Annotated in this window: 34 protein-coding genes and 1 tRNA gene; 34 read left to right on the forward strand and 1 reads right to left on the reverse strand. The window is 61.1% G+C overall.

The features are described from left to right. Positions 1–2 precede the first annotated feature (2 nt). From rplD to lon, 33 genes are all read left to right on the forward strand, one after another. Complete coding sequence (gene rplD, locus DESPIG_RS10500; RefSeq protein ID WP_006008404.1) at positions 3–626, forward strand: 50S ribosomal protein L4; 624 nt, start codon at positions 3–5, stop codon at positions 624–626. 12 nt (positions 627–638) lie between these two features. Continuing rightward, positions 639–929, forward strand: a complete 291-nt coding sequence (rplW, locus tag DESPIG_RS10505) for a 50S ribosomal protein L23 (RefSeq protein ID WP_006008406.1) — start codon at positions 639–641, stop codon at positions 927–929. 1 nt (position 930) lies between these two features. Continuing rightward, positions 931–1,761: a 50S ribosomal protein L2 gene (rplB, locus tag DESPIG_RS10510; RefSeq protein ID WP_006008408.1), complete on the forward strand. Its 831-nt coding sequence runs from the start codon at positions 931–933 to the stop codon at positions 1,759–1,761. A 9-nt stretch (positions 1,762–1,770) separates the two neighbouring features. Beyond that, on the forward strand, positions 1,771–2,055 hold the full coding sequence (gene rpsS, locus DESPIG_RS10515) for a 30S ribosomal protein S19 (protein WP_006008410.1): 285 nt from the start codon (positions 1,771–1,773) through the stop codon (positions 2,053–2,055). A gap of 9 nt (positions 2,056–2,064) precedes the next feature. Then, a complete protein-coding gene (gene rplV, locus DESPIG_RS10520) occupies positions 2,065–2,403 on the forward strand; it encodes a 50S ribosomal protein L22 (protein ID WP_006008412.1) in 339 nt (112 codons plus the stop codon). Positions 2,404–2,406: 3 nt separating this feature from the next. After that, positions 2,407–3,048 carry a 30S ribosomal protein S3 gene (gene rpsC, locus DESPIG_RS10525; RefSeq protein ID WP_006008414.1) on the forward strand — a complete coding sequence of 214 codons (642 nt, stop codon included), beginning with the start codon at positions 2,407–2,409 and terminating at the stop codon, positions 3,046–3,048. Beyond that, on the forward strand, positions 3,048–3,461 hold the full coding sequence (gene rplP, locus DESPIG_RS10530; protein ID WP_006008417.1) for a 50S ribosomal protein L16: 414 nt from the start codon (positions 3,048–3,050) through the stop codon (positions 3,459–3,461). The genes rpsC and rplP overlap by 1 nt, the downstream gene beginning before the upstream one ends. Before the next feature lie 31 nt (positions 3,462–3,492). After that, positions 3,493–3,681: a 50S ribosomal protein L29 gene (rpmC, locus tag DESPIG_RS10535; RefSeq protein ID WP_040369967.1), complete on the forward strand. Its 189-nt coding sequence runs from the start codon at positions 3,493–3,495 to the stop codon at positions 3,679–3,681. A gap of 12 nt (positions 3,682–3,693) precedes the next feature. Beyond that, positions 3,694–3,957, forward strand: coding sequence for a 30S ribosomal protein S17 (gene rpsQ, locus DESPIG_RS10540; protein ID WP_006008421.1), 264 nt, complete (start codon positions 3,694–3,696; stop codon positions 3,955–3,957). A gap of 9 nt (positions 3,958–3,966) precedes the next feature. Continuing rightward, the gene (rplN, locus tag DESPIG_RS10545; protein ID WP_006008423.1) at positions 3,967–4,335 is read left to right on the forward strand and encodes a 50S ribosomal protein L14; all 369 of its coding nucleotides are present in this window, start codon (positions 3,967–3,969) and stop codon (positions 4,333–4,335) included. A gap of 9 nt (positions 4,336–4,344) precedes the next feature. Further along, positions 4,345–4,677, forward strand: a complete 333-nt coding sequence (gene rplX / locus DESPIG_RS10550) for a 50S ribosomal protein L24 (RefSeq protein WP_040369827.1) — start codon at positions 4,345–4,347, stop codon at positions 4,675–4,677. Between the two features lie 9 nt (positions 4,678–4,686). Continuing rightward, positions 4,687–5,226, forward strand: a complete 540-nt coding sequence (rplE, locus tag DESPIG_RS10555; protein WP_006008426.1) for a 50S ribosomal protein L5 — start codon at positions 4,687–4,689, stop codon at positions 5,224–5,226. 10 nt (positions 5,227–5,236) lie between these two features. Next, positions 5,237–5,422, forward strand: a complete 186-nt coding sequence (locus DESPIG_RS10560; protein ID WP_006008429.1) for a type Z 30S ribosomal protein S14 — start codon at positions 5,237–5,239, stop codon at positions 5,420–5,422. Positions 5,423–6,047: 625 nt separating this feature from the next. After that, entirely contained in the window at positions 6,048–6,428 is a 381-nt protein-coding gene (gene rpsH, locus DESPIG_RS10565) for a 30S ribosomal protein S8 (RefSeq protein WP_006008433.1), read from the forward strand. Positions 6,429–6,437: 9 nt separating this feature from the next. Further along, a complete protein-coding gene (rplF, locus tag DESPIG_RS10570; RefSeq protein WP_006008435.1) occupies positions 6,438–6,977 on the forward strand; it encodes a 50S ribosomal protein L6 in 540 nt (179 codons plus the stop codon). A 14-nt stretch (positions 6,978–6,991) separates the two neighbouring features. Next, positions 6,992–7,351 (forward strand): 50S ribosomal protein L18, encoded by a 360-nt coding sequence (rplR, locus tag DESPIG_RS10575; RefSeq protein WP_006008437.1) that lies wholly within the window; start codon positions 6,992–6,994, stop codon positions 7,349–7,351. 1 nt (position 7,352) lies between these two features. Further along, positions 7,353–7,865: a 30S ribosomal protein S5 gene (gene rpsE / locus DESPIG_RS10580; protein ID WP_006008439.1), complete on the forward strand. Its 513-nt coding sequence runs from the start codon at positions 7,353–7,355 to the stop codon at positions 7,863–7,865. A 3-nt stretch (positions 7,866–7,868) separates the two neighbouring features. Beyond that, a complete protein-coding gene (gene rpmD / locus DESPIG_RS10585; RefSeq protein WP_006008440.1) occupies positions 7,869–8,045 on the forward strand; it encodes a 50S ribosomal protein L30 in 177 nt (58 codons plus the stop codon). 27 nt (positions 8,046–8,072) lie between these two features. Then, entirely contained in the window at positions 8,073–8,537 is a 465-nt protein-coding gene (rplO, locus tag DESPIG_RS10590) for a 50S ribosomal protein L15 (RefSeq protein WP_006008442.1), read from the forward strand. 119 nt (positions 8,538–8,656) lie between these two features. Then, positions 8,657–9,970: a preprotein translocase subunit SecY gene (gene secY / locus DESPIG_RS10595; protein ID WP_006008444.1), complete on the forward strand. Its 1,314-nt coding sequence runs from the start codon at positions 8,657–8,659 to the stop codon at positions 9,968–9,970. A 25-nt stretch (positions 9,971–9,995) separates the two neighbouring features. Further along, positions 9,996–10,790 (forward strand): type I methionyl aminopeptidase, encoded by a 795-nt coding sequence (gene map / locus DESPIG_RS10600; protein WP_006008446.1) that lies wholly within the window; start codon positions 9,996–9,998, stop codon positions 10,788–10,790. Between the two features lie 149 nt (positions 10,791–10,939). Continuing rightward, positions 10,940–11,053 carry a 50S ribosomal protein L36 gene (rpmJ, locus tag DESPIG_RS13335; RefSeq protein WP_005027799.1) on the forward strand — a complete coding sequence of 38 codons (114 nt, stop codon included), beginning with the start codon at positions 10,940–10,942 and terminating at the stop codon, positions 11,051–11,053. Between the two features lie 15 nt (positions 11,054–11,068). Then, positions 11,069–11,437, forward strand: coding sequence for a 30S ribosomal protein S13 (gene rpsM, locus DESPIG_RS10605; RefSeq protein WP_040369828.1), 369 nt, complete (start codon positions 11,069–11,071; stop codon positions 11,435–11,437). Between the two features lie 45 nt (positions 11,438–11,482). Beyond that, complete coding sequence (gene rpsK / locus DESPIG_RS10610; RefSeq protein WP_006008449.1) at positions 11,483–11,872, forward strand: 30S ribosomal protein S11; 390 nt, start codon at positions 11,483–11,485, stop codon at positions 11,870–11,872. Between the two features lie 47 nt (positions 11,873–11,919). Continuing rightward, complete coding sequence (rpsD, locus tag DESPIG_RS10615) at positions 11,920–12,546, forward strand: 30S ribosomal protein S4 (protein WP_006008451.1); 627 nt, start codon at positions 11,920–11,922, stop codon at positions 12,544–12,546. An 11-nt stretch (positions 12,547–12,557) separates the two neighbouring features. After that, positions 12,558–13,601 (forward strand): DNA-directed RNA polymerase subunit alpha, encoded by a 1,044-nt coding sequence (locus tag DESPIG_RS10620; protein ID WP_006008453.1) that lies wholly within the window; start codon positions 12,558–12,560, stop codon positions 13,599–13,601. Continuing rightward, positions 13,591–13,995: a 50S ribosomal protein L17 gene (gene rplQ, locus DESPIG_RS10625; protein WP_006008455.1), complete on the forward strand. Its 405-nt coding sequence runs from the start codon at positions 13,591–13,593 to the stop codon at positions 13,993–13,995. Before DESPIG_RS10620 ends, rplQ begins: the two co-directional genes overlap by 11 nt. 704 nt (positions 13,996–14,699) lie before the next feature. Beyond that, positions 14,700–15,758, forward strand: coding sequence for a selenide, water dikinase SelD (gene selD, locus DESPIG_RS10630; RefSeq protein WP_081446881.1), 1,059 nt, complete (start codon positions 14,700–14,702; stop codon positions 15,756–15,758). Positions 15,759–16,015: 257 nt separating this feature from the next. Then, positions 16,016–16,099: transfer RNA gene (locus DESPIG_RS10635), tRNA-Leu, on the forward strand. Positions 16,100–16,683: 584 nt separating this feature from the next. Beyond that, complete coding sequence (gene tig, locus DESPIG_RS10640; protein WP_040369829.1) at positions 16,684–18,006, forward strand: trigger factor; 1,323 nt, start codon at positions 16,684–16,686, stop codon at positions 18,004–18,006. Positions 18,007–18,149: 143 nt separating this feature from the next. Continuing rightward, a complete protein-coding gene (clpP, locus tag DESPIG_RS10645) occupies positions 18,150–18,752 on the forward strand; it encodes an ATP-dependent Clp endopeptidase proteolytic subunit ClpP (protein ID WP_006008466.1) in 603 nt (200 codons plus the stop codon). Positions 18,753–18,755: 3 nt separating this feature from the next. Beyond that, the gene (clpX, locus tag DESPIG_RS10650; RefSeq protein WP_006008467.1) at positions 18,756–20,033 is read left to right on the forward strand and encodes an ATP-dependent Clp protease ATP-binding subunit ClpX; all 1,278 of its coding nucleotides are present in this window, start codon (positions 18,756–18,758) and stop codon (positions 20,031–20,033) included. A gap of 235 nt (positions 20,034–20,268) precedes the next feature. Further along, complete coding sequence (lon, locus tag DESPIG_RS10655) at positions 20,269–22,710, forward strand: endopeptidase La (protein ID WP_006008468.1); 2,442 nt, start codon at positions 20,269–20,271, stop codon at positions 22,708–22,710. A gap of 476 nt (positions 22,711–23,186) precedes the next feature. Here lon and DESPIG_RS10660 read toward each other — a convergent pair whose 3' ends face one another. Next, complete coding sequence (locus DESPIG_RS10660; protein ID WP_006008470.1) at positions 23,187–24,041, reverse strand: menaquinone biosynthetic enzyme MqnA/MqnD family protein; 855 nt, start codon at positions 24,039–24,041, stop codon at positions 23,187–23,189. Between the two features lie 188 nt (positions 24,042–24,229). Between DESPIG_RS10660 and DESPIG_RS10665 the strand changes: the two genes are divergently transcribed. Continuing rightward, positions 24,230–24,739 carry a GlcG/HbpS family heme-binding protein gene (locus tag DESPIG_RS10665; RefSeq protein ID WP_006008472.1) on the forward strand — a complete coding sequence of 170 codons (510 nt, stop codon included), beginning with the start codon at positions 24,230–24,232 and terminating at the stop codon, positions 24,737–24,739. The last annotated feature ends 32 nt before the right edge of the window (positions 24,740–24,771 follow it).

Here is a 24,771-nt window from a genome sequence, read left to right on the forward strand (position 1 = left end):
CAATGGCTACCGTGAAAGTTTATGACCAGAACAAGCAGGAATGCGGCGAACTGACGCTTTCCGCCGACGTGTTTGAAGTTGAGGCTCGTCCCGAGATCCTCAACCTCGTGGTGCGTGCCCAGATGGCCGCCAAGCGCGCCGGTACCCACATGGCCAAGACCCGCGCCTTCGTTTCCGGCGGCGGCGTGAAGCCCTGGAAGCAGAAGGGCACCGGTCGCGCCCGTTCCGGCTCCAATCGTTCGCCCGTGTGGCGTGGCGGCGCCATCGTGTTTGGCCCCCAGCCCCGCGATTACAGCTTCAAGGTCAACAGCAAGGTGCGCGCCCTGGCCATGAAGATGGCTCTGTCGAGCCGTCTGGCCGCCGAAAACCTGCTGGTGGTCAAGGGCATCGAACTGCCCGAAGCCAAGACCAAGCATTTTGCCAAAGTGGCCGGTACTCTGGGCCTGAACAAGGCTCTCATCGTGACCGCCGAGGAAAGCGAAGCCCTGACCCGCTCCGCCCGCAACATCCCCGGCATCACGCTGACCACGCCTGATCGTCTGAGCGTGCTGGAGATCCTCCGCCACAAGCAGCTGGTCCTGCTGGAAGGCGCCGTGGCGCCCGTGCAGGCCCGCTTTGAAAAATAAGAGGGGCAACTCATGGAATTCACTCAGGTTCTTATCAAGCCCCTGCTGACGGAAAAGACCACCCTGCTGAAGGATGAGTCCCGTCAGGTGGCTTTCTATGTTCATCCCGGCGCCAACAAGCTTGAGATCAAGCAGGCCGTGGAAAAGGCTTTTGATGTGAAAGTTGAAGCGGTCAACGTGGTTCGCAAGGCTCCCTCCAATCGGGAACGCCAGGGTCGCGTGGTGGGCCGTAAGCCCGGCTGGAAGAAGGCCTATGTGACCTTGCGCCAGGGCGATAAAATCGAGTTCTTCGAGGGAGTGTAAAATGGCTGTCCGTAAGCTGAAACCGACCTCCGCCGGGCGTCGTTTCCAGACGGTTTCCGACTTTGCGGAAATCACCCGGACGACCCCTGAGAAGTCGCTCACCGTGGGCCTGACCAAGAAGGCCGGCCGCAACAACCGTGGCCGCGTGACCAGCCGTCGTCGTGGCGGCGGTGTGAAGCGCCTGTACCGCATCATCGACTTCAAGCGTAACAAGTTCGGCATCGCCGCCAAGGTTGCGCACATCGAATACGACCCCAACCGTACCGCCCGTATCGCCCTGCTCCACTACGTGGACGGCGAAAAGCGCTACATCATCGCTCCTGTGGGTCTGAAGCAGGGCGACGTGGTGCTGGCCGGTGAAGGTGCCGACATCAAGCCCGGCAACGCCATGCAGATGTCCCGCATCCCGGTGGGTACCGTGATCCACAACGTCGAGCTGTACCCCGGCAAGGGTGGCCAGCTCTGCCGCGCCGCTGGCACCTATGCCCAGCTCGTGGCCAAGGAAGGCAAGTACGCCCTGCTGCGTCTGCCCTCCGGCGAAGTGCGCAAGGTGCTGGCTTCCTGCGTGGCCACTGTGGGCCAGGTGGGCAACATCCAGCACGAAAACATCTCCCTGGGCAAGGCCGGCCGCAACCGCTGGCTGGGTCGCCGTCCTCAGGTCCGCGGTGTGGCCATGAACCCCATCGACCATCCCCTGGGCGGTGGCGAAGGCCGCAGCTCCGGTGGTCGTCATCCCGTGTCGCCCTGGGGTATGCCTGCCAAGGGCTTCAAGACCCGCGACAAGAACAAGGCTTCTTCGCGCCTTATCATTAAGCGCCGCGGCCAGAAGTAGGAGTAGCAGATGCCCAGATCTTTGAAGAAAGGGCCGTTCATCGACGGCCACCTGATGAAGAAGGTTGACGCTGCGGTGGCCTCCAATGACCATCGCGTGGTGAAGACCTGGTCGCGCCGCTCGACCATCCTGCCCGAAATGGTGGGTCTGACCTTTGCGGTGCACAATGGCAAAAAGTTTGTGCCGGTGTTCGTGACCGAAAACATGGTGGGTCACAAGCTGGGCGAATTTTCGCCCACCCGTACCTTCCACGGCCACGCCGCTGACAAGAAGGCCAAGGCCGGCAAGAAGTAGGGTAGAGATATGGAATCCAAAGCTATCGCGAAATTCCAGCGCGTGTCGCCCCGCAAGACCCGCCTTGTGGCCAAGAACGTGCAGGGCAAGGGTGTGGAAGAAGCCATGAACATTCTGCGCTTCACCCCCAACAAGCCCGCCGGCGTGCTGCTGAATGTGCTCAAGAGCGCCGTGGCCAATGCCTCCCAGCTGGGTGGTGTGAACGTGGACGCCATGGTCATCAAGGAAGTCATCGTGAACGAAGGCCCCACCTGGAAGCGCTTCATGCCCCGCGCCCAGGGCCGTGCCACCAAGATTCACAAGCGTACCAGCCACGTTACCGTTATACTCGCAGAAGGGCAGGAATAGGCTATGGGTCAGAAAGTTCATCCGTTTGGCTTCCGGCTGGGGTACAACAAGAACTGGCAGTCCCGCTGGTTCAGCAAGAAGGACTACCCTGCCTTTGTGTTTGAAGACAGCAAGATTCGCGCCTATGTGAAGAAGCTCCTGTATCATGCGGGGCTGGCCAAGATCGAAATCGAACGCGCCGGTGGCAAGATCCGTCTGATCCTGTCCACTGCCCGTCCCGGTATCGTCATCGGCCGCAAGGGCGTGGAAATCGAAAAGCTGCGCGGCGACCTCCGCCAGAAGTTTGGCCGTGAGTTCTCGCTGGAAGTGAATGAAATCCGTCGTCCCGAAGTGGAAGCCCAGCTCGTGGCCGAAAACATCGCCCAGCAGCTGGAACGCCGCGTGGCCTTCCGTCGCGCCATGAAGCGCACGGTGTCCATGGCCCGCAAGTTCGGTGGCGAAGGCATCAAGGTGACCTGCTCCGGTCGTCTGGCGGGCGCTGAAATCGCCCGTACCGAATGGTACCGTGACGGTCGCGTGCCGTTGCAGACCCTGCGCGCCGACATCGACTACGGTTTTGCCGAAGCGCACACCACCTACGGCATCATCGGTGTCAAGGTGTGGATCTACAAGGGTGAAATCCTTGACAAAGAGGTTGATCAGTAATGCTCGCGCCTAAGAAAGTTAAATTCCGTAAATGGCAGAAGGGCCGCCTGCGTGGCCTGGCTAGCCGCGGCGCCTCCATCGCCTTTGGCGATATTGGCCTGAAGGCCGTGCAGCACGGTCAGTTGTCCAGCCAGCAGATTGAAGCCGCCCGTATCGCCATGATGCGTCACATCAAGCGTGGTGGTAAGGTTTGGATCCGCGTGTTCCCCGACCGCCCCGTGACCGCCAAGCCTCTTGAAACCCGTCAGGGTTCCGGTAAGGGGGCTCCGGTGGGCTGGTGCGCTCCGGTCAAGCCCGGCCGCGTGCTGTACGAAATCAAGGGCGTCAGCCTTGACCTGGCTCGCGAGGCTCTGACCCGCGCCGCCCACAAGCTGCCCGTGAAGACCATCATCGTGGTGAGGGAGGGCCTGTAGTATGGCTGCCAAGAAGAACGAAAAAGCCGCCATGGCCACTGCCGCCGAGCTGCGCGACATGAGCGTCGAAGAGCTGCGTGCCAAGCTGGCCGAACAGCGCGAAGAACTCATGACGGCCCGTTTCAAGCATGCCACCGCGCAGCTTGAAAAGACTTCCGAGCTCAAGGCCATGCGCCGTCAGGTGGCTCGCATTTCCACCGTTTTGACTGAAAAGGAATAGAGGGGCTGAACCATGCAAGCTCTGGAAAATCGCAAGGGCAGAACCCTCACCGGTATCGTTGTCAGCGACAAGAACGACAAGACCATCGTCGTGCGCGTTGAAACGCTGGTGAAGCATCCTCTGCTCAAGAAGTATGTGAGGCGCCGCAAAAAGTTCACGGCTCATGATCCCATGAACGAATGCGGCATGGGCGATAAGGTTAAAATCGTGGAGTTCCGCCCCATGTCGCGCAACAAGCGCTGGCATCTGGTCTCCATCATCGAAAAGGCTGTGTAGGGTAGAACCATGATCCAGGTAGAATCGACTCTTCAGGTGGCCGACAACAGCGGCGCCAAAAAGGTGGCCTGCATCAAGGTGCTCGGTGGTTCCCACCGCCGTTACGCTTCCGTGGGCGACATCATCGTCGTGTCCGTCAAGGAAGCCATGCCCCACAGCAAGGTCAAGAAAGGCGACGTCATGAAGGCCGTTATCGTCCGCACTGCCAAGGAAGTGCGCCGTATGGACGGCTCCTACATCAAGTTCGACGGCAACGCCGCTGTCCTGCTCTCCAACCAGGGCGAACCCGTGGGTACCCGTATCTTCGGACCCGTCGCTCGTGAGCTGCGCGCCGCCAACTTCATGAAGATCATTTCTCTTGCCCCCGAAGTGCTGTAGGAGATGACTATGAAAACGTATCGCATCCGCAAGGACGACAAGGTGATGGTCATCACCGGCAAGGACGCGGGCAAGATCGGCAAGGTGCTCAAGGTTCTTCCCAAGAAGGACCGCGTGCTGGTGGAAAAGGTCAACGTGGCCAAGCGCCACATGCGCCCCAACCCCTATGCCCAGCAGCCCGGTGGCATCGTGGAAAAGGAAATGCCCATCCACGTGTCCAACGTGATGGTGGTGTGCTCCGCTTGCGCCAAGCCGACCAAGGTGGGCTACAAGTACATTGAGTCCGAAGGCAAGCAGAAAAAAGTGCGCTTCTGCAAGAAGTGCAACGAAGTTATGGAATAAGGTGATACGATGACACGCCTTGAAAAGATTTATAGAGAGAAAGTGGTTCCGGTACTGCAGAAGGAGTTCAACTACTCCTCCTCCATGCAACTGCCCGGCATCGAGAAGATCTCTCTGAACATCGGTCTCGGCGCCGCCAGCCAGAACAACAAGCTGATGGAAGAAGCCGTGGCGGAACTGACCGCCATCGCCGGACAGAAGGCCGTGGTTACCCGCGCCAAGAAGTCCATCGCTTCCTTCAAGCTGCGTGAAGGCATGCCCATCGGGGCTCGCGTCACCCTGCGCAAGGATCGTATGTGGGACTTCCTGGACAAGCTGATGAACTTTGCCCTGCCCCGCGTGCGTGACTTCCGCGGTATCCCGGACCGTGGTTTTGATGGTCGCGGCAACTTTACCCTGGGCATCAAGGAACACACCATCTTCCCCGAAATGGAAGCTGACCGTGTGGAAAACCCCAAGGGCATGAACATCACCATTGTCACCTCGGCGACCACGGACAAGGAAGGCAAGTTCCTTCTGGACCAGCTGGGCATGCCGTTCCGCAAGTAGGAGTAGAGCTATGTCCCGTACCGCTCTTGAAGTGAAGGCTTCCCGTAAGCCCAAGTTCAGCTCCCGCGCCTACAATCGTTGCCCCATCTGCGGGCGTCCCCGGGCCTTCATGCGCCAGTTCGGCATCTGCCGTATTTGCTTCCGCAACATGGCCCTGCGCGGCGAACTGCCCGGTGTGCGTAAATCCAGCTGGTAATCCGCATCCCGGACTGATCTGAAAGATGGAGGGACTCCGAAAGGGGTCCCTCTTTCCGTTTCTGGAGGCGGGCAGGGGAGAGGAGAGTGGTTCCCGGTTCCCCCTGCATCCGGCGGGCAACCCGGCAGGAAGGCTCTCTGCCGGTATCCTGCGCCAGTGTTTTCCTGTCGCTCCCGGCCTTTTGGGGAAGTGACGCATCCCTTCCCGGGGTGCGGTCTCCACCGGCCGGTCTCCCTCCTTTTGCAGATTTTGCTTGCTTCCCGGGAGCAGATGGGCTATCTGCCCCTGCGCGCCGCCCGCTGCGCCATGCCGGAAAGTCCGGTGGAGCCGCGGCCATGCGTCGCATGCCGCACCGGAGACAGCTGTCGCTCCTGCAGTGGAGCAGCCCTGTTTTTACCCATGGTACGACGATCCGGTGCCCGATCCTTCGCATACAGGCCGGGATGCCCCGGCGGGACTGGCACCGGCATGACTCGGGAACGCCCTGGAAAGAGCGGATTTTCAGGCCGTGAGCAAAAAAAACATTGCCTTTTGCTCCGGCTTGGGATATGGACTTTCGATTGTGTGCGGGAAGTGGCGGCATGGGGCCGCTAACCCCTCACGAAACCAACCTTAGGAGCTATCGATGTTGACAGATCCTATTGCGGATATGCTGACCCGTATCCGCAACGCACATTTGGCCCTGCACAAGGAAGTGAATGTGCCGCGCTCGAAGATGAAAGAAGCCTTAGCCGCCATCCTCAAGCAGGAAGGTTACGTCGAAGACGTGGCTATCGACGACCGCAACATTACCATCACGCTGAAGTACCAGAAGGGCAAGGCCGTCATCTCCGGCCTGAAGCGCGTCAGCACCCCCGGTCGCCGCGTGTATGTGGGCGCTCACCAGATCCCCAAGGTGCAGAACGGCCTCGGCATTTGCATTCTGTCCACGTCCAGCGGTGTGCTGGACGGCATGACCGCCCATGAAAAGAAGGTGGGCGGCGAACTTCTGTGTGAAATCTGGTAGGGGTGCACCATGTCTCGTATTGGCAAACAGCCCATTACCGTTCCCGCTGGCGTTGAAGTCAAGATCGGAACGGATGTTGTGGAAGTGAAGGGCCCCAAGGGTACGCTGCATACCCCTGTGTGCAGCCTGCTGAATTATGACCTCACCGACGGTGTGCTGACCCTGACCCGCGTGGAAGACGACCGTCACAGCCGTGCCCAGCACGGTCTGCGCCGCACCCTGCTCGCCAACTGCATCGAAGGCGTGACCAAGGGCTTCTCCAAGTCCCTGGAAGTGATCGGCGTGGGCTACCGCGTTGCCGTCAAGGGCAACATGGTGGAACTGTCCGTGGGCTTCTCCCACCCCGTGCTGGTGGAACTGCCCGAAGGCATCCAGGCCAAGGCCGAAGGTCAGATCCTGACCATCAGCGGCGCCGACAAGGAACTGGTGGGCGAAATGGCCGCCAAGATCCGTCGCATCCGCAAGCCCGAACCTTACAAGGGCAAGGGTATCAAGTATACCACCGAGACCATCCGCCGCAAGGTCGGTAAGTCCGGCGGCAAGAAGTAGGTAGGGATTGCGTTATGAAGCTTACCAAGAATGAATCCCGTCAGCGCCGCAAGGTCCGCATTCGTAAAAAGGTGCAGGGTACTGCCGAACGTCCCCGTCTGGTGGTGTACCGCTCCAACATGCACATCTACGCCCAGATCGTGAACGATCAGGAAGGCGCCACCCTGGTCGCCGCCTCCACCCTCAGCCTGGCCAAGACCGAAGCCGGTATGCATTGCAACCTGGCCGGCGCCGAGAAGGTGGGCATGGAAATCGCCCGTCTTGCCAAGGAAAAGAACATCACCCAGGTGGTGTTCGATCGCAACGGGTACCTTTATCACGGTCGCGTGAAAGCCGTGGCCGACGGCGCCCGCGAAGGCGGCCTGGAGTTCTAATATGCGTCAGGAAAATACCGAAACCAAACAGAACGAATTGGGCGAAATCGAAAAGATCGTCTCCCTGAACCGCGTGGCCAAGGTGGTCAAGGGCGGTCGCCGTTTCAGCTTCAGCGCCCTCGTGGTGGTGGGCGACGGCAAGGGTGGCGTGGGCTACGGCCTGGGCAAGGCCCAGGAAGTGCCCGAAGCCCTGCGCAAGGCCACTGAACGCGCTCGCAAGAACCGCGTGCAGATTCCTCTGGTGGAAGGCACCCTGCCTTACGAAGTGCTGGGCCGCTTCGGCGCTGGTCGCGTCATGCTGAAGCCCGCCTCCGAAGGTACCGGCATCATCGCCGGTGGTGCCGTGCGTGCCGTCATGGAAGCCGTGGGCGTGCATGACGTCCTGGCCAAGGCCATCGGCACTAACAACCCCCATAACGTGCTGCGTGCCACCATGCAGGGCCTGATCTCCCTGCGCAGCGCTGACGAAGTGTCCGAGCTGCGTGGCAAGAAGCTCGAAGCCCCGAGGAAGTAAGTCATGGCTGAAATTACGGTCAAACTCGTGCGTTCTCGCATCGGCACCACGCCGGCCCAGCGCAAGCTGCTGGACTCCCTTGGCCTCAAGCGTCGCGAACAGGTCAAGTTGTTCAAGGACACCCCGGCCATCCGGGGCATCATCGCCAAAGTTTCGCACCTTGTGGCCCTGGTGGACTAGTCCACGGCCGCAGGAGGAGTATATATCATGCAACTGCACAATCTCTTTCCCTTCCCGGAAGAGCGCAAAACCCGCCGTCGTGTGGGCCGTGGTTCCGGTTCCGGCCTGGGCTGCACCGCTGGCAAGGGTAACAAGGGTCAGAACGCCCGTGCCGGCGGCGGTGTGCGTCCCGGTTTCGAAGGCGGCCAGATGCCCCTGCAGCGTCGTCTTCCCAAGCACGGCTTCAAGAACTTCCCCTTCAAGGTGACCTACGACGTGATCAACCTGGACCGTCTGCAGGAAGCCTTTGAAGGCAAGAGCGAGATCACCCTGGACGACATCTACGCCCGCGGCCTGGCCCGTCTGGGCGCGCCCGTGAAAGTGCTTTCCCGTGGCGAAGTGAAGTCGGCCATCAAGGTGGAAGCTCACAAGTTCAGCCAGGCCGCTGCGGAAAAGATCCGCAACGCCGGCGGCGAAGCCACCGAACTTGAAGCTGCGCAAGCGGCTGAGTAATTATGCGCCATGCCGGTAACGGCAGGCGGATGTCTTTGACCCCGCGCCGGAATGGGCGCGGGGTAAAGACGCTCCCGCGCATATGCGTCCCTTACAGCGTAAAAGGTAACGAGTGATTCATGGCATCAGCATCGGTTAATCCCCTCGGACAATCTTCTCTGGCCAAGCGCCTGGGCTGGACCTTCCTCCTTCTGTGCTGCTACAGAATCGGTGTGCATGTGCCCATCCCCGGTGTGGATGCCGCGGCCCTGGCCGCGTATTTCAAAAGCCTGTCGGGAACGTTGTTCGACATGTTCGACATGTTCTCCGGTGGCGGCCTGTCCAACGTGTCCGTCTTCTCTCTGGGTGTCATGCCCTACATCTCGGCGTCCATCATCATGCAGCTCCTGCAGGTGGTGAGCCCCGATATCAAGCGCATGGCCAAGGAAGAAGGCCAGGCCGGACGCCGCAAGATAACCCAGTACACCCGTTACCTGACCGTACTGATCACCCTGGTGCAGGGCCTGTTCATCTCCATCGGGCTCGAATCCATGACCAGCCCCGACGGCACGCCCATCGTGCTCAATGCGGGCTGGCATTTCCGCATGGTGACCATGGCCACCTTCACGGCCGGTTCCATGCTCGTCATGTGGCTGGGTGAGCAGATCACTGAGCGCGGCATCGGCAACGGCATCTCCCTGATCATCTTCTGCGGTATCGTGGTGGGCATCCCGCGCGGCATCATGCAGTCCATGGACCTCATCAAGTCCGGCAGCATGAGCATCTTCCTCGCGGTCATCATCGTGCTGCTCATGGCCGCCGTGCTGACGGCCATCGTGTTCGTGGAGCGTGCCCAGCGCCGTATCCCCATCAGCTACGCCAAGCGCCAGATCGGACGCAAGATGTTTGGCGGCCAGAACACGCACCTGCCCCTGCGCGTCAATACGGCGGGCGTCATCCCGCCCATTTTCGCCTCGTCGCTGCTGCTGTTCCCGGCCACGGTGGGCCAGTTCTCCACCAATGAATACGTCAGGATGGTCACGGACTTCTTTGCTCCGCACGGCGTCCTGTACAATGTGCTCTATGTTGTCCTGATCTTCTTCTTCTGCTACTTCTACACGGCCATCATCATCGATCCGAAGGATATGGCCGAGAACCTGAAGAAGAACGGCGGCTTCGTCCCCGGCATCCGCCCCGGCGAACGCACCCAGGAATACATCGACACCGTACTCTCGCGTCTGACCCTGAGCGGCGCGGTGTACATCTCGGCCATTTCCCTGCTGCCCATGCTCATGATTGCCAAGTTCAACGTGCCGTTCTACTTCGGTGGTACCAGCCTGCTGATCCTTGTCGGCGTGGCCATGGACTTCATGAATCAGGTCGAGTCCCACATGATCTCAACCCAGTACCAGGGGTTGATGAACAAGGCGGCCCGCAAGGGCGGCCGCATGTAATTCTGGCAAAGAGAGCTGGAAAGTCATGAAGAAGTATCAAGGCGCATTCATCAAAAATGAGCGGGAGATCGCCTGCCTGCGCGAGGCCAACCGTATGGTGGCCAACATCCTGGATGCCATCGGCGATATCGTCAAGCCGGGCGAGACGACCATGCGCTTTGAAGAACTGGCGCGTGACATGTGCGCCGATTATAAAGTGAAACCGGCCTTTTTGGGCTATTACGGCTACCCCTACGCCACATGCTGCTCGGTCAACGAGCAGGTGGTCCACGGTTTTCCCTCCCCGCGGCTGCTTGAGGAAGGGGACATCGTCAGCGTCGACATGGGCGTGGTCTTTGAAGGTTTTGTGGGCGACGCTGCGCGCACCTTCCCTGTGGGCAAGGTGAGCGAGGAAGCCTGCAAGCTCATGCGCGTCACGGAGGAGAGCCTCTATGTCGGCATCGAGCAGGCGCGTGCCGGTAACGATGTCTATGCCATCGGTATGGCCGTGCAGAACTATGTGGAAGCCGCCGGTTTCAATGTCGTGCGTCAGTATGTGGGCCACGGTGTTGGCGCCAAGATGCACGAAAAGCCGGAAGTCCCCAACTATCACCCCGGTGGCCGTGGGCTGACCCTGCGTAACGGCATGGTCATCGCCATTGAGCCCATGGTCACCGCCGGCAGCTACGAGGTGGACGTTCTGGAAGACAAATGGACTGCTGTGACACGCGACCGCCGACTGGCTGCGCATTTTGAACACAGTGTAGCCATTACGCCGGACGGGCCCCGGATCCTGAGCATTTCGGACCGCGGCCTGAACCGGACGACAATTGGTTGTTGACAGAGCAGGTAAAGATGGATAAAGGTTTCTGTTCCCGCTGCTAATGAGCGGTGAGCAGCCGTATTGACCGGGTTTGTGTTGTGCTTCCGGCAGCGGCAAACCTTGGTCACGCAAAGCCGGATGGCTTTGCCACTCATTGGAGACGAATCATGAAAGTCAGACCTTCCGTCAAAAAAATATGCCCCAAGTGCAAGGTGATCCGGCGCAAGGGTGTTCTTCGAGTTATCTGCGAAAACCCCCGGCACAAGCAGCGCCAGGGCTAGGGCAGGAGACGTACTGTGGCGAGAATTGCAGGTGTTGATTTGCCTCGTGGCAAACGTGTGGACATTGCGCTCACCTATATCTATGGCATCGGCCGTGCTACGGCCCTGCAGATCCTGAGCACCACCGGTGTGAACTGGGAGCGCAACATTGATGATCTTTCCGCCGACGAAGTGAACGAGATCCGTAAGGAACTCGAACAGAACTACAAGGTGGAAGGCGACCTCCGTCGCGAGATCTCTACCAATATCAAGCGCCTCATGGACATCGGCTGCTTCCGTGGCCTGCGCCATCGTCGCGGCCTGCCCGTGCACGGTCAGCGCACCCACACCAATGCGCGTACCCGCAAGGGGCCCCGTCGCGGTGTGGTGGGCAAGAAGAAGTAGGGCGCATTCCTTTTCACGCGAATTTAGCCAGATTGAGGTAATATCATGGCCAGACCCAAGAAAGTGGTCAAGAAAAGAGAAAAGAAGAACGTGCCCGTGGGCATTGCCCACATCCAGGCTTCGTTCAACAATACCATCATCACCTTTACGGACACTCGCGGCAACGCCATCAGCTGGGCCTCTTCCGGCCAGAGCGGTTTCAAGGGTTCCCGCAAGTCCACCCCCTTCGCTGCCCAGGTTGCTGCCGAAACTGCCGCCCGTAAGGCCCAGGACAACGGCATGCGCACCGTGGGTGTGTATGTGAAGGGCCCCGGCTCCGGTCGTGAAGCCGCCATGCGCGCCATTGCCGCTGTTGGCTTCCGGGTTGCTTTCATCCGCGACGTTACGCCCATCCCCCACAATGGTTGCCGGCCGCCCAAGCGCCGTCGCGTGTAGTTGGCTGCCCGAGAGGCAGTGGTAATCAACGCAAGAGGATTCTTCAAATGGCCAAATATACTGAAGCCAAATGCCGCATTTGCCGTCGCGAGGGCTGCAAGCTCTTCCTGAAGGGCGACCGCTGCTTTACCGACAAGTGCGCTTATGATCGCCGTCCCTACGCTCCTGGCCAGCACGGCCGTGCGCGTAAGAAAGTCAGCGAATACGCCGTCCAGCTGCGCGAGAAGCAGAAGACCCGCCGCAGTTACGGTATCCTGGAAAAGCAGTTCCGTGGATACTTCGAAAAGGCTGAAATGCAGAAGGGCGTCACCGGTACCAACCTGCTGGTGATCCTGGAACGCCGCCTGGACAACGTGGTGTACCGTCTCGGTTTCGCCAACTCCCGTAACCAGGCCCGTCAGCTGGTGCGTCACGGCATCTTCACCCTCAATGGCCACAAGGTGACCATCCCCTCGCTGCAGGTGCGCGTGGGCGATACCATCGAAGTGCCCGAAAAGAACCGCAAAATCCCCGTTCTGGCCGAAGCCCAGGAAGTCATCGCCCGCCGCGGTTGCCCCGCCTGGCTGGAAGCCGACGGCGCCGCTTTCAAGGGCACCGTGAAGGCTCTGCCGCAGCGTGACGACATCCAGTTCCCGGTCAATGAACAGCTGATCGTTGAACTTTACTCGAAATAAGCGGGGGCTTCATGCTTATCAAACAGGGCGAACGCCTTATCAATGCGCGCAACTGGAACGAGCTCGTCAAGCCCGACCAGATCCTGCGCGACGAAGACACGGCCAGCAGCACGCACGGCAAGTTTGTTTGCGAACCGCTGGAGAGAGGTTACGGCACCACCATCGGCAATGCCATGCGTCGTGTGCTGCTTGCCTCCCTGCAGGGTGCTGCCTTTGTGTCTGTGAAGATTACCGGCGTGCAGCATGAGTTCACCACCATCCACGGCGTCCTCGAAGACGTCACCGACGTGGTGCTGAACATCAAGCAGGTGCGTCTGCGCATGGACACGGACGAACCGCAGCGCCTGACGCTTCGCGTTGACAGCAAAGGGCCTGTTACGGCCGCCCAGATTCAGGCCAATCAGCATGTGACCGTGCTCAATCCTGAACAGCACATCGCCACCCTCACCGAGGACGTGGTGCTGGAGATGGAATTTGAAGTGCGCATGGGTAAGGGCTATGTGCCTGCCGACATGCACGAAGGTCTGGCCGATGAAATCGGTTTGATTAAGCTGGACTCCTCCTTCTCGCCGGTTCGCAAGGTCGCCTACGCTGTGGAACAGGCTCGTGTGGGTCAGATGACCAACTACGACCGCCTGATCCTGGAAGTGTGGACCGACGGCTCGCTGACCCCTGAAGATGCCATCGCGTACAGCGCCAAGATCATCAAGGATCAGATCTCGGTGTTCATCAACTTCGATGAACGTGTGTCCGGTGACATGCGTCACGGCAGCAGCGACAGCGGCGAGACCAACGAGCATCTCTTCAAGAGCATCGACGATCTCGAGCTTTCGGTGCGCGCCACCAACTGCCTGCGCAGTGCCAACATCGCGCTGGTGGGCGAACTGGTGCAGCGTTCCGAGGCTGAAATGCTCAAAACCAAGAACTTCGGCCGTAAATCTCTGGACGAGATCAAGGAAGTCCTGCACGACATGGGCCTTGATTTCGGCATGAAGGTTGACGGTTTCGAAAAGAAATATCAGGACTGGAAAAGGAAGCAGCAAAATGAGGCATAGCAATTCCGGCAAAAAACTTTCGCGGACGCCTGCGCACCGTAAGGCCCTGTTGCACAATCTCGCCAAGGCGCTGCTTATCCACGGCCGCATCCGCACCACCGAAGTGAAAGCCAAGGAACTCCGCGGCGTTGTCGAGCCGCTGATCTCCCTGGCCAAGCGCAACGACCTGCACGCCCGCCGTCTGGCTTACCGCGTGCTGTGCGACTACGCTCTGGTTAAGCGCCTGTTTGACGAAATTGGTCCCCAGTTCGCCGGTGTGCCTGGTGGTTACACCCGCGTGATGAAGCTGGCCATGCCCCGCAAGGGCGATAACGCTCCCATGGCCATCATCGAACTGACCCGCCTGCCCGAAGCCAAGACGGAAGCTCCCGCCAAGGCTGAAAGCGCCGAGTAGTTCCGATGACCGTGTCCGGCTCCGGCCGGATGAGGGAAAAGGATACAAGGGCCCCCGCAAGGGGGCCTTTTTGCGTTCTTGGGACAAAGTCCGGGGAGAAGAGGAGGGGGGCGCCCGCACGGCAGGGTACTGCCATTCCTGTTCCCGTCCTGTGGTATGGATACCGCTGATTCGGAAAGATGAAGAGAGTGCCGGCCCGCCCTTCCTCTGTTCTCTCTCCCTCTAACAGCTGCCCCTGCATCCTCGAACCACTGATCGACAAGGCAAGGCATCACGCTGCGGGCAGCCTGCGGGAGTGGACTTCTCGTGCATGGCCGATGATTTTGTCCCTGCTGTTGTCTTTCTGAAGACCCGCTTTCCTGTGCCGGTGCTGTTCGTTCTCTCGTGTCTCTTCCTTTGTTCCAGAGCGCAGCCTGGTGGCCTGAAGGCCTTCGCTCCTGTGGGTACGGCTTTGCCGATGGCGGGCTGCTCTGCACTGGCCTGCTTCTGAAGCGCGCGTTTTGAGGGGAGTGGGGGTGTTTGAGGGGGCGAGGGGAAACTTTTCGGCGCTAGGAAAAGTTCCCCTCGCCCCCTCAACAACACATTCTTGATGTGCATCCTCCAGCCCCTTTCCCGGCATGACTTGCCAGCAGGGGGGCTTTCATGGCATGGACGGCCTGTGCCTGTGTGGCATCTTTTTATTTTTCAACAAAGCGAGGTTCATCATGAAGTTGCTGGAAAAGGCCCGGGCCGCCGGCTGAGCGGCAAAAATGGCTCCAGGGGCCCTGGAGCAGCTTTTGCGGGGCCTCGCGCCCCGTGGATCGTCGGATCTGGAACAGCGCGTCATTGCCGGGCGTGCCCGTAACGAGGACGCCGTGGTCGTGCGCATGCCTGCGGGCAAGGCCATCGTACAGACCGTGGACATCCTGGCGCCCATCGTCAACGATGCCTTCTGGTTCGGCCGCATCGCGGCCTGCAATGCCCTGTCGGATGTCTATGCGCTGGGCGGGCAGCCCTGGTGCGCCATGAACGTGGCTTTTTTCCCCACCTGCCTGACCGAGAACGATCCCGAGAACATCCTGGCCAATATCCTGCGCGGCGGCATGGATGCCCTGGAAGAAGCCGGGGCCGTGCTGGCCGGCGGGCATACGGTGCAGGACGACGAGCTCAAGTACGGCATGGCCGTGACCGGCGTCATCGCCCCTGAGCATGTGGCCGCCAATGACAAACTGCGGCCCGGCCTGCGCCTGCTGCTGACCAAGCCGCTGGGCACGGGTATCCTGGCTACCGGTGTCAAGGCGCGCTGGGACGATCATGAAGAAAGCGAAGCCCTGCTGCAGCGCTGGTGCGGACGCCTCAACCGTATCCCCGGGGAGGCCATCGCCCACTTCCGCATCCCGGCCGCCACGGACATCACCGGCTTTGGCTTGGGCGGCCATCTGCTGGAGATGGCGCAGGCCTCGGGTGTCTGCGTATCGTTGCGGACGGAAGCCCTGCCGCTGCTGCCCCACGCGCTGGAGTATGCCCGCATGGGCCTCATCCCGGCGGGCAGCCATCTCAACCGCACCCACTGTGCTCCTGCCGTGGATGTGGCGTCTTCGGTAGATGAGGCGGTGGAAAGCATCGTGTTCGATGCCCAGACTTCGGGCGGCATCGTGCTGGCCGTGCCGGACGCTGAGATGGCTACGGTACGTGACTGGCTGGAGGCCAGAGGCGAGCTGGCCGTGGAGATCGGCGAGGTGCTGGAGGCGCGTCCCGACGGCAAGTATTTGCAGCTGCGGTAGCAGGGGAGAGGCTCAGGCCCCTCATGTGCCGCAGGCAAGGCGGGAGCCTTTCCCAGTCACGATCCCGGGCTTGCCACGGTTCTCCCCGGAAAGGTGGCATGCCGGAAGAGCCGAGTCCCCGCCAGCGACCCTGTGGCAAGGTTCGGGAACGTCTGTGTTCCTGTCGCCGGTTCCCGTGTCCCCTCCTGTCCGGTACTGAGGGGAGGGCTGGCCGAGGCTTGCGGGAAAGGGGTGTCTGTGGTATAAAAGTCATCTTTGCGAGAGTGGCGGAATTGGTAGACGCACTGGACTTAGAATCCAGCGGTTTATCCATACGGGTTCAAGTCCCGTCTCTCGCACCAGAATTTGCAAGGACGTCCCCGGCATGGCTGTGGGACGTCCTTGTTTTATCTGACTCTCCGGAAAGCGCTTTTCCCATGCCCTGCCAGCGGAATACAGGGACATCCTGTGTCCCGGCGATGTCGCAGGCAGCAGTCCCCCTCGTCATAGAGCCGACGATCAGTCCATCTACAGTCTGCGACGGGGTGGTGCTGCCCTTGAGCCGTCTCCTTCCGGGCCACAGCGGGCGATGCCGCAGCAGACCGCGGCACGGTTCTGGCCTCCCCCTGCCTGAGCCTGGGGGGCTTCCTTCCCCTTTCCCCGTTTCGCCAAAGGAACGCTTTCCATCTTGACCGGCACGCTTCCGTGCTTATCTTTGACGGCAGAGAGCTGTCGGGAGACCGGCGCCCTGCCGCTTGAAATCCGCCCTTCTTTGGGCTATGAGAAGCGATTGTCGTGGCTGGCGAGTCCCTCGCCATGCCGGATGATGCGTGCCTTGCGCCGCATCATCATTCATAGAACTGCCGTGCGGCCCAGGTCGCGGTCGTCTTCGGGGCATCCCCGGGGCGCGGCGGAAAAAAGAGACTTTTCGTTAAAGGAGCGCCTCGTGGAATATACTGTTGAAGATTTGTCCCCGGTCAAGAAAAAGGTTGCCATCACCACTGATCCCAAGGAAGTGGAAGCCGCCATCATGGGCGCTGTCGCCCTGTACAAGACGTCTGTGCAGATTGACGGTTTCCGCAAGGGCAAGGTGCCCGCTTCCGTCATCGAACAGCGTTTCCGCGACCGCATCTACGAAGAGGCCCGCCAGGACCTCGTCAACGTGCACATCAATGAAGTGATGTCCAAGCTGAACGTGACCCCCGTCTCCGGCATCAACATGGTGGACGGCGAGCCTGTCATGGAACGCGGCAAGGGCATGAACTACAGCATCGAGTTCGAAGTGCTGCCCACCTTCGATCTGCCTCCCTACGAAGGCATGGAAGTGGAGCAGGAAAAGACCATCGTGGACGACGCTGAAGTGGAAGAAGTGGTGGAACGCATCCGCCGCGACCGCGCCAAGCTGGTGCCCGTGGACGGTGACGGCCCGGCCGTGGACGGCCAGGTGGCCAACATCGACTTCTGCGCCTACGAAAACGGCCAGCCCCTGGAAGGCATCAAGGCTGACGGCTTCGATCTGGCCCTGGGCGAAAAGCAGGCCCTGGAAGATTTCGAGAACCTGGTCAAGACCATCAAGCTGGGTTGCGAAGCCGAAGGCGACATCACCTTCCCCGAAGACTTCCTGGCCAAGGACCTGGCCGGCAAGACCGTGACCATGAAGGTCAAGGTGCATGCCATCAAGGAACGCCAGCTGCCCGCCGTGGATGACGAACTGGCCAAGGCCGTGGGCGTGGAAAACGTGGAAAAGCTCAAGGCCGGCATCCGCGAAAGCTACCGCTCCAGCCGCTACAACCTGAACAAGGGTTCCGCCCAGAAGTCCATGCTGGACAAGCTGGTGAAGATGGTGGAATTCGAACTGCCGCCCAGCATGGTGGACGTGCAGGCCCGCACCCTGCTGGCCGACATGCGCGCTCGCATGGAACGCCAGGGCAAGAGCCTGGATTCCCTGGGCAAGACCGAAGAAGAACTGCTGAAGGAAGTCCAGCCCCAGGCCGAAGAGATCACCCGCATGCAGGTGCTGCTGCTGGCCATCGCCAAGAAGGAAGGCCTGGACGTGAACGAGCAGGAAGTCAATGCCCAGCTCTACCAGCTGTGCATGCGCAGCGGCGAAGACTTCAAGCAGGTTCGCGAAGCCTATGAAAAGAGCGGCATGATCTTCACCCTGCGTGACCGCATCCTGGCCGACAAGGCCATGGACGCCATCTACGCCAAGGCCCAGGTGAAGGAAGTGGAGCCCAAGGCTGCTGAAAAGACTGAAGAAAACAACTAAAGCGAGCGATGTCTGCACCACGGTGCAGATGTTTCCCGCATCTTTCCGGCGACGCTTCGTCGTCCGCTTTTGACGTACGCCGCGGCGGTTCTTCCGTCGCGGCGGCGTCGAATTTATACGGTTTAACTCACAGAGAGGTTTTCATGTCCCTCGTCCCCATGGTCATCGAAACCACTGGCCGTTCCGAACGTGCCTACGATATTTATTCCCGTCTGCTCAAGGATCGCATCATCCTGCTGAGCAGCGAAGTGAACGACACTGTGGCCTCCCTTGTCTGCGCCCAGCTCCTGTTCCTGGAATCCCAGGATCCGGAGAAGGAGATCAACCTGTACATCAATTCTCCCGGCGGCTCCGTGACCGCCGGTCTGGCCATCTACGACACCATGCGTTACATCACCGCGCCCGTCAGCACGGTGTGCATGGGCCGGGCCGCCAGCATGGGGGCATTTTTGCTGGCTGCCGGGCAGAAGGGCATGCGCTACGCGCTGCCCAACAGCCAGATCATGATCCACCAGCCGCTGGGCGGCTTCCAGGGCCAGGCCACGGATGTGGACATCCACGCCCGCGAGATGCTGCGCATCAAGGAACGCCTGAACACCATGCTGGCCGAGAACACCGGCAAGAGCTATGACGAGGTGGTCCGGGCCACGGAACGCGACAATTTCCTCACCCCCGAACAGGCCCTCGAATTCGGCATCATCGACCGGGTACTGGTATCGCGCAGCGATATGACGGAGAAAAACTAGTCTATGTCCAACAGCAAGAATTCCGGACAGGAACCGCTGCGCTGCTCCTTTTGCGGACGCAGCGAGCTGGAGGTGAACAACCTTATCGTGCAGGACAACGCCTGCATCTGCGACAACTGCGTGCGCGCCTGCGGTGACATCATCGCCCGCGACAAGGTCCAGCAGCAGGTGGAGGAGGCCGACGAGCGCCTGCTCTCGCCGCAGGAAATCAAGGCCCGCCTGGATGAATACGTCATCGGCCAGACCGAGGCCAAGAAGATCCTTTCCGTGGCCGTGCACAACCACTACAAGCGCGTCTTCTTTGCCGATGCCCTGGGCGACGACGTGGAGCTGGAAAAGAGCAACATCCTGCTGGTGGGTCCCTCCGGCAGCGGCAAGACCCTGCTGGCCAAGACCCTGGCCAAGGTGCTGCGCGTGCCCTTTGCCATCGCCGACGCCACGACCCTGACCGAAGCCGGTTACGTGGGCGAGGATGTGGAGAACATCCTGGTGCAGCTCCTGCAGAATGCCGACTACGACATCGAAGCCGCCAGCAAGGGCATCATCTACATCGACGAGATCGACAAGATCTCGCGCAAGAGCGACGGCCCCTCCATCACTCGCGACGTGTCCGGCGAAGGCGTGCAGCAGGCCCTGCTCAAGATCATCGAGGGCACCGAGGCCAACATCCCGCCCAAGGGCGGCCGCAAGCATCCCCAGCAGGAATTCATCCGCATGGATACCAGCAATATCCTGTTCATCGTGGGCGGTGCCTTCGTGGGCCTGGACAAGATCGTGGGCTCCCGCATGAGCGGCAGCTCCATGGGCTTCGGCGCCCAGGTCTGCTCCAAGAAGGAGATGCCCCTGGGCGAGCTGCTGGAAAAGATCCAGCCCCAGGACCTGGTGAAGTTCGGCCTGATCCCCGAATTCGTGGGCCGTATCCCGATCATCACCCATGTGGACGATCTGGACGAGGCCGATCTGGTGCGCATCCTGACCGAACCCAAGAACGCCCTGGTGCGCCAGTACCAGAAGCTGTTCGAACTGGACCACGTGCAGCTGCGCTTCACGCCTAATGCTCTCAAGGCCATCGCGGCCCGGGCCATCGAGCGCAAGACCGGCGCGCGCGGCCTGCGCAACGTCATGGAGCGCACCATGCTGGACATCATGTTCCGCCTGCCCTCCATGCCCGGTGTCAAGGAATGCCTCATCAACCGGGCCGTCATCGAAAAGGGCAAGGAGCCGGTGCTGCTGTATGATGAAAGCGCCGAAGGCGCTGCCGCCGATACCGGCCTGAACTAGCCCGGCTTCCGGCATGGCCATACGGTGCGGGGACGCTCCCGCCTGCTGTTGCCGGTCGCACCTTGCCGGGGCCTGCCCCCGGGCAGGCTGTCACAAGATCTGAAAGGGGGGAAGCATCCGTTTTTGCCACAGGCAAAAGGGATCCTTCCCCTTTCAACGATATACCGGGGCCATCCGGCCCGGCCGTCCCGACGGCTGAGCGGGCCGCCCGCGCGGCCCTTTTACGAGGTACACTATGTCCGAATTCCAGCGCGAAGCGCGCTTTTTTGCCGAACTGCCGGTCATGCCCCTGCGCGAAGTGGTCATGCTGCCGCGTACCATCATGCCGCTTTTCGTGGGGCGCGAAGCCTCCATCAAGGCCATCGAACTGGCCCAGTCCGGCTACAACAAGCAGATGTTCCTGGTGGCCCAGCGCGAGCCCGATGTGGAGAAGCCCGGCGCCGATGACCTGAGCCCCGTGGGGGTCGTCTGCAAGGTCCTGCAGATGCTGCGCCTGCCCGACGGCACCATCAAGGTGCTGTTCGAAGGCCTGCACCGTGCCCGCTGGACGGAGCTGCGCGAAGAGGACAACTGCCTGATGGCCATGCTCTGCACCGTGCCGGAAAGCGAGAGCCGCCCCGAAGAGCGCGAGGCCCTGGTGCGTACCGTGCAGGAAGCGCTGGAAGAGTACGCCAAGAACAACAAGAAGCTGACCCAGGAAGCGCTCATGTCCATCATGGCCCTGCGCGATGCCGGGCCGCTGGCCGACGCCGTGGTGCCCCACCTCAAGGTGGATTACCGCAAAAAGCAGGAAGTGCTGGAGATCGCCGACGTCACCGAGCGGCTGGAGCGCGTGTACGAGCTTTTGCAGGGCGAGGTGGCCCTGGCCTCGGTGGAAAAGCGCATCAAGAACCGGGTCAAGGTGCAGATGGAGCGCAATCAGCGCGAGTATTACCTCAGCGAGCAGCTCAAGGCCATCAATAAAGAGATGGGCCGCGAGGACGATCCCCAGGCGGAAGTGGACGAGCTGGAAAAGAAGCTCGAAGGCCGTAACATGCCGCAGGAGGCCCGCGAACGCTGCCAGTCCGAGCTGCGCAAGCTGCGCAGCATGCCGCCCTCGGCCGCGGAATACACCGTGGTGCGCAATTACGTGGACTGGCTGCTGGATCTGCCCTGGAACGACCTCAAAGAGATCGACATCGACATCGAAAAGGCCCGTGCCATCCTCGAGGGCGATCACTTCGGTCTGGAAAAGCCCAAGGACCGCATCCTGGAATATCTGGCCGTGCAGAAGCTTTCCAACGGCCTGCGCGGTCCCATCCTCTGTTTCGTGGGCCCGCCAGGCGTGGGCAAGACCTCGCTGGCCAAGAGCGTGGCCCGGGCCACGGGGCGCGAATACGTGCGCCTTTCCCTGGGCGGCGTGCGTGACGAGGCCGAGATCCGCGGTCACCGCCGTACCTATGTGGGCGCCCTGCCCGGCAAGATCATCCAGTCCCTGAAACGGGTAAAGAGCAGCAACCCCCTGTTCTGCCTGGACGAGATCGACAAGATGACCTCGGACTTCCGGGGCGACCCGGCCTCGGCCCTGTTGGAAGTGCTGGACCCGGAACAGAACAACACCTTCATGGACCACTATCTGGATCTGGAATACGATCTTTCCAAGGTGTTCTTCATCACCACGGCCAACTCGCTGGACTCCATCCCGGCCCCGCTGCTGGACCGTATGGAGATCATTGAGCTCAACAGCTATCTGGAGACGGAAAAGCGCCAGATCGCCCGCAACTTCCTGCTGCCGCGCCAGGTGAAGGAACACGGTCTGAAGCCGGAAAACATCGCGCTGTCCGACGGCGCCATCCTGGAGATCATCCGCTCCTACACCCGTGAAGCGGGCGTGCGCAATCTGGAGCGCGAGATCGCCGCCCTGTGCCGCAAGACCGCCATCCGTCTGGTGGAGGACAACGATCTGGACAAGTGCGTGAGCATCTCCCGCCAGAACCTGGCTTCCTTCCTTGGCGTCAAAAAGTATCGCCATGAGGAACGCGAGAGCGAGTCGCAGGTGGGCGTCTGCGCCGGTCTGGCCTACAACCAGCGCGGCGGCGAGATCCTGATGGTGGAGACCAGTCTCATGTCCGGTTCCGGGCAGGTGGTCATCACCGGCCAGCTGGGCGACGTGATGACCGAGTCCGCCCGCGCGGCCCTGACCTATGTGCGTTCCCGCGCCGAGATCCTGGGCCTTGACCCGCGTTTCCACCGCAAGGTGGACATCCATGTGCATGTGCCTGACGGCGCTACGCCCAAGGACGGTCCCTCGGCCGGCATCACCCTGGCCACGTCCATCACCTCGGCCCTGCTGGGCATCCCGGTGCGCAACGATGTGGCCATGACCGGCGAGATCTCCCTGCGCGGTCGCGTGCTGCCCATCGGTGGTCTGCGGGAAAAGCTGCTGGCCGCCCGCCGCAGCGGCATCAAGAAGGTCCTCATGCCGCATGACAACGAAAAGGATCTTAAGGAAGTGCCCGCCGAGGTGCTGGAAGATCTGGAGATCGTCTTCGTGGACCATGTGGACGAGGTCCTGCCCCATGCCCTGGCCGCTTCCGTGGAAGAGATCTTCTCCGGTCGCGCCACGGCCCAGCCGCTGTACCTCAGCCTGCGTGCCTCCAAGGGCGACAAGGACAGCAGCGCCGCCGCACCGCAATAGTATGTGAGGAGGGAGAGATGCGGGGGAAACCCTTTGTGGACAAAAGGTTCTCCCCCGCACCCCCTTCCAAAAACTTTTTTAGGTAGGGCCGCAGGTCCCCGTCGCTGGGCGGGGAGCGGACAACGGCCCGTGGACCGGAAAGACAGGAAGAGGAAGGCATTTTGCCTTCCTCTTCCTGTTCGTGGTTCGTATGGCGTGCCTTGCGTACGCAGTGTGCGTTTGGGAACTGATGACCAGCATAAAAACGCGGAGGGCAGAGTGCCTTCCGCGTTTTCTGTCATGGGCTGCAGCCTCTTTGTCAGAGAGCCGTCTGTTTGGGCCATTTTGCCGGGGGTCCGGCAATGGTGGCTGTTCGGCGTTATACCGGGGAGTCCATCCTCCTGCATAAAGCGCGTTGGGAGGAGGATGGGGGCTTGGGGGAAGGAGGGACCTTTGGCTTGCGCACAAAGGTCCCTCCTTCCCCCAAAAAAGCTTGCTTACATATGGAAGAAGCGCAGGGGGGGCACGCCGGGGATCATGCGGGCGTCGGCCAGCTTGCGATAGAAGAGGCTGAGGCCCTGCAGTTCGCGTTCGCCCAGGCTGAAGGTCAGGCCTTCGTTGTAATAGACGGTCAGTTCCTCGCGGGACAGGGGGCACCCGTGGCCCGTGAGGTCAAGGATGACGTCCATGTGGGAAAGGCCCCAGTCCCGGCCCTGACGCATGAGCGCGCCGGGGTCGCTGTGGAAGAGCTTTTTCTGCACGGCGTCGTGACTGACCACCCAGACGCCGAAGATGAAGGGCAGGCCGGTCCATTCCACCCAGGCATCGGCCAGGTCGAGACGGTAGGGATAGTCGGGATGGTTGCGCAGGCGCAGGGCTTCGTCACCGATGGCCAGGAAGGCCTCGGGGGCCCTGTCCGTGCCCAGGGTGGGCGTGACGGCGCCGGTGACGTAGTTCACATCGCAGTGGTAGTGATCCTTCATGAGCAGGCGCAGCAGGGCCACGGAGGTGTGGGTCTCGCCGCTGATGAGGATGGTCTGGCCGCCCAGCTGTTCCACAGGGCGGCGGGACATGAGCAGCACGCTCATGACATTGCCGTGGGAGCCGATGGAAAGATCCTCCACCAGATGGTAGCGCTCGGGGCGCATGGCGTATTCGAAACAGGAATTGGAGGAGATGTGCAGCTCGCCCCGGGCCATCATATTGTTGAGGACGGCGGGCGGCCCGGAGATGATCTCGAAATCGTGGGGGATGATGCCCGCTTCCAGGGGATGATAGATGGGCAGGACGTTGAGGTAGCCGATGCGGCCCATGCGCAGGGCATCAGCGGGCAGACCGGGTTCACTGGACATGGCATTCCTCCTGGCCGCAGAGCGGCCGTTTCTTGGTGGGCTGTCCGGGGGCAGCGGGAGGGGAAGCATCCGTGCGGACGCATCCCGGAATGCTGCATAACAGGCCGCCGCCAAAAAGGAAAGGGCGGGAGCGGGCATTTTGACGTCCCTCGGCCTTCCTGTATATGATGGAAAAAAGCAGGTGAGTCATGTTCAAACGTTTTTTTCTTGTATTGCTGGCAGGTACGCTGCTTGGAGGGATGCCGGTCATGGCTGCGACACTGGAAAACGAGACCGCGGGCGCCATCGTGCGTGAGCCTGTCCTGACGGGCGAACAGGCCCAGGCCATGGTCGAAGTGGTCATGCATGAGGCCCGGGAGAGCGGGCATGCCGTCACCGTGACCGTGGTGGACCGCTCCGGCCAGATACTGGCGGTGCTGCGCGACCATCACGCCGGGGTGCATACGCTCAACGCCAGTTATAAAAAAGCCTACACGGCGGCCTCCCAGAAGCGCGAGACGGTGGCCATAGCCCGTGGCATACGGGACGGCTCCATCCCCTCGGACATCCGCTATCTCGATCCCAATTTTTCCCTGATGGAAGGCGGCATCCCCATCATCCTGGAAAATGTGGTGGTAGGCGGTATCGGTGTCGGCGGTGCCCACGGCAGCGAAGACGGCCGTCTGGCCCGCATCGGCTTGCTGGTATTGCAGCATTAGGCCTGGCTGGGCCTGGCCGCGTGGCATAGGGG

The organism is Desulfovibrio piger ATCC 29098 (assembly GCF_000156375.1).
Lineage (GTDB): Bacteria > Desulfobacterota > Desulfovibrionia > Desulfovibrionales > Desulfovibrionaceae > Desulfovibrio > Desulfovibrio piger.

What these genes read in the sequence shown, in the direction of transcription:
- rplD (WP_006008404.1), top strand. Translation starts at nt 3, where the DNA reads ATGGCTACCGTGAAAGTTTATGACCAGAACAAGCAGGAATGCGGCGAA.
- rplW (WP_006008406.1), top strand. Translation starts at nt 639, where the DNA reads ATGGAATTCACTCAGGTTCTTATCAAGCCCCTGCTGACGGAAAAGACC.
- rplB (WP_006008408.1), top strand. Translation starts at nt 931, where the DNA reads ATGGCTGTCCGTAAGCTGAAACCGACCTCCGCCGGGCGTCGTTTCCAG.
- rpsS (WP_006008410.1), top strand. Translation starts at nt 1,771, where the DNA reads ATGCCCAGATCTTTGAAGAAAGGGCCGTTCATCGACGGCCACCTGATG.
- rplV (WP_006008412.1), top strand. Translation starts at nt 2,065, where the DNA reads ATGGAATCCAAAGCTATCGCGAAATTCCAGCGCGTGTCGCCCCGCAAG.
- rpsC (WP_006008414.1), top strand. Translation starts at nt 2,407, where the DNA reads ATGGGTCAGAAAGTTCATCCGTTTGGCTTCCGGCTGGGGTACAACAAG.
- rplP (WP_006008417.1), top strand. Translation starts at nt 3,048, where the DNA reads ATGCTCGCGCCTAAGAAAGTTAAATTCCGTAAATGGCAGAAGGGCCGC.
- rpmC (WP_040369967.1), top strand. Translation starts at nt 3,493, where the DNA reads ATGGCCACTGCCGCCGAGCTGCGCGACATGAGCGTCGAAGAGCTGCGT.
- rpsQ (WP_006008421.1), top strand. Translation starts at nt 3,694, where the DNA reads ATGCAAGCTCTGGAAAATCGCAAGGGCAGAACCCTCACCGGTATCGTT.
- rplN (WP_006008423.1), top strand. Translation starts at nt 3,967, where the DNA reads ATGATCCAGGTAGAATCGACTCTTCAGGTGGCCGACAACAGCGGCGCC.
- rplX (WP_040369827.1), top strand. Translation starts at nt 4,345, where the DNA reads ATGAAAACGTATCGCATCCGCAAGGACGACAAGGTGATGGTCATCACC.
- rplE (WP_006008426.1), top strand. Translation starts at nt 4,687, where the DNA reads ATGACACGCCTTGAAAAGATTTATAGAGAGAAAGTGGTTCCGGTACTG.
- DESPIG_RS10560 (WP_006008429.1), top strand. Translation starts at nt 5,237, where the DNA reads ATGTCCCGTACCGCTCTTGAAGTGAAGGCTTCCCGTAAGCCCAAGTTC.
- rpsH (WP_006008433.1), top strand. Translation starts at nt 6,048, where the DNA reads ATGTTGACAGATCCTATTGCGGATATGCTGACCCGTATCCGCAACGCA.
- rplF (WP_006008435.1), top strand. Translation starts at nt 6,438, where the DNA reads ATGTCTCGTATTGGCAAACAGCCCATTACCGTTCCCGCTGGCGTTGAA.
- rplR (WP_006008437.1), top strand. Translation starts at nt 6,992, where the DNA reads ATGAAGCTTACCAAGAATGAATCCCGTCAGCGCCGCAAGGTCCGCATT.
- rpsE (WP_006008439.1), top strand. Translation starts at nt 7,353, where the DNA reads ATGCGTCAGGAAAATACCGAAACCAAACAGAACGAATTGGGCGAAATC.
- rpmD (WP_006008440.1), top strand. Translation starts at nt 7,869, where the DNA reads ATGGCTGAAATTACGGTCAAACTCGTGCGTTCTCGCATCGGCACCACG.
- rplO (WP_006008442.1), top strand. Translation starts at nt 8,073, where the DNA reads ATGCAACTGCACAATCTCTTTCCCTTCCCGGAAGAGCGCAAAACCCGC.
- secY (WP_006008444.1), top strand. Translation starts at nt 8,657, where the DNA reads ATGGCATCAGCATCGGTTAATCCCCTCGGACAATCTTCTCTGGCCAAG.
- map (WP_006008446.1), top strand. Translation starts at nt 9,996, where the DNA reads ATGAAGAAGTATCAAGGCGCATTCATCAAAAATGAGCGGGAGATCGCC.
- rpmJ (WP_005027799.1), top strand. Translation starts at nt 10,940, where the DNA reads ATGAAAGTCAGACCTTCCGTCAAAAAAATATGCCCCAAGTGCAAGGTG.
- rpsK (WP_006008449.1), top strand. Translation starts at nt 11,483, where the DNA reads ATGGCCAGACCCAAGAAAGTGGTCAAGAAAAGAGAAAAGAAGAACGTG.
- rpsD (WP_006008451.1), top strand. Translation starts at nt 11,920, where the DNA reads ATGGCCAAATATACTGAAGCCAAATGCCGCATTTGCCGTCGCGAGGGC.
- DESPIG_RS10620 (WP_006008453.1), top strand. Translation starts at nt 12,558, where the DNA reads ATGCTTATCAAACAGGGCGAACGCCTTATCAATGCGCGCAACTGGAAC.
- rplQ (WP_006008455.1), top strand. Translation starts at nt 13,591, where the DNA reads ATGAGGCATAGCAATTCCGGCAAAAAACTTTCGCGGACGCCTGCGCAC.
- clpP (WP_006008466.1), top strand. Translation starts at nt 18,150, where the DNA reads ATGTCCCTCGTCCCCATGGTCATCGAAACCACTGGCCGTTCCGAACGT.
- clpX (WP_006008467.1), top strand. Translation starts at nt 18,756, where the DNA reads ATGTCCAACAGCAAGAATTCCGGACAGGAACCGCTGCGCTGCTCCTTT.
- lon (WP_006008468.1), top strand. Translation starts at nt 20,269, where the DNA reads ATGTCCGAATTCCAGCGCGAAGCGCGCTTTTTTGCCGAACTGCCGGTC.
- DESPIG_RS10660 (WP_006008470.1), bottom strand. Translation starts at nt 24,041, where the DNA reads ATGTCCAGTGAACCCGGTCTGCCCGCTGATGCCCTGCGCATGGGCCGC.
- DESPIG_RS10665 (WP_006008472.1), top strand. Translation starts at nt 24,230, where the DNA reads ATGTTCAAACGTTTTTTTCTTGTATTGCTGGCAGGTACGCTGCTTGGA.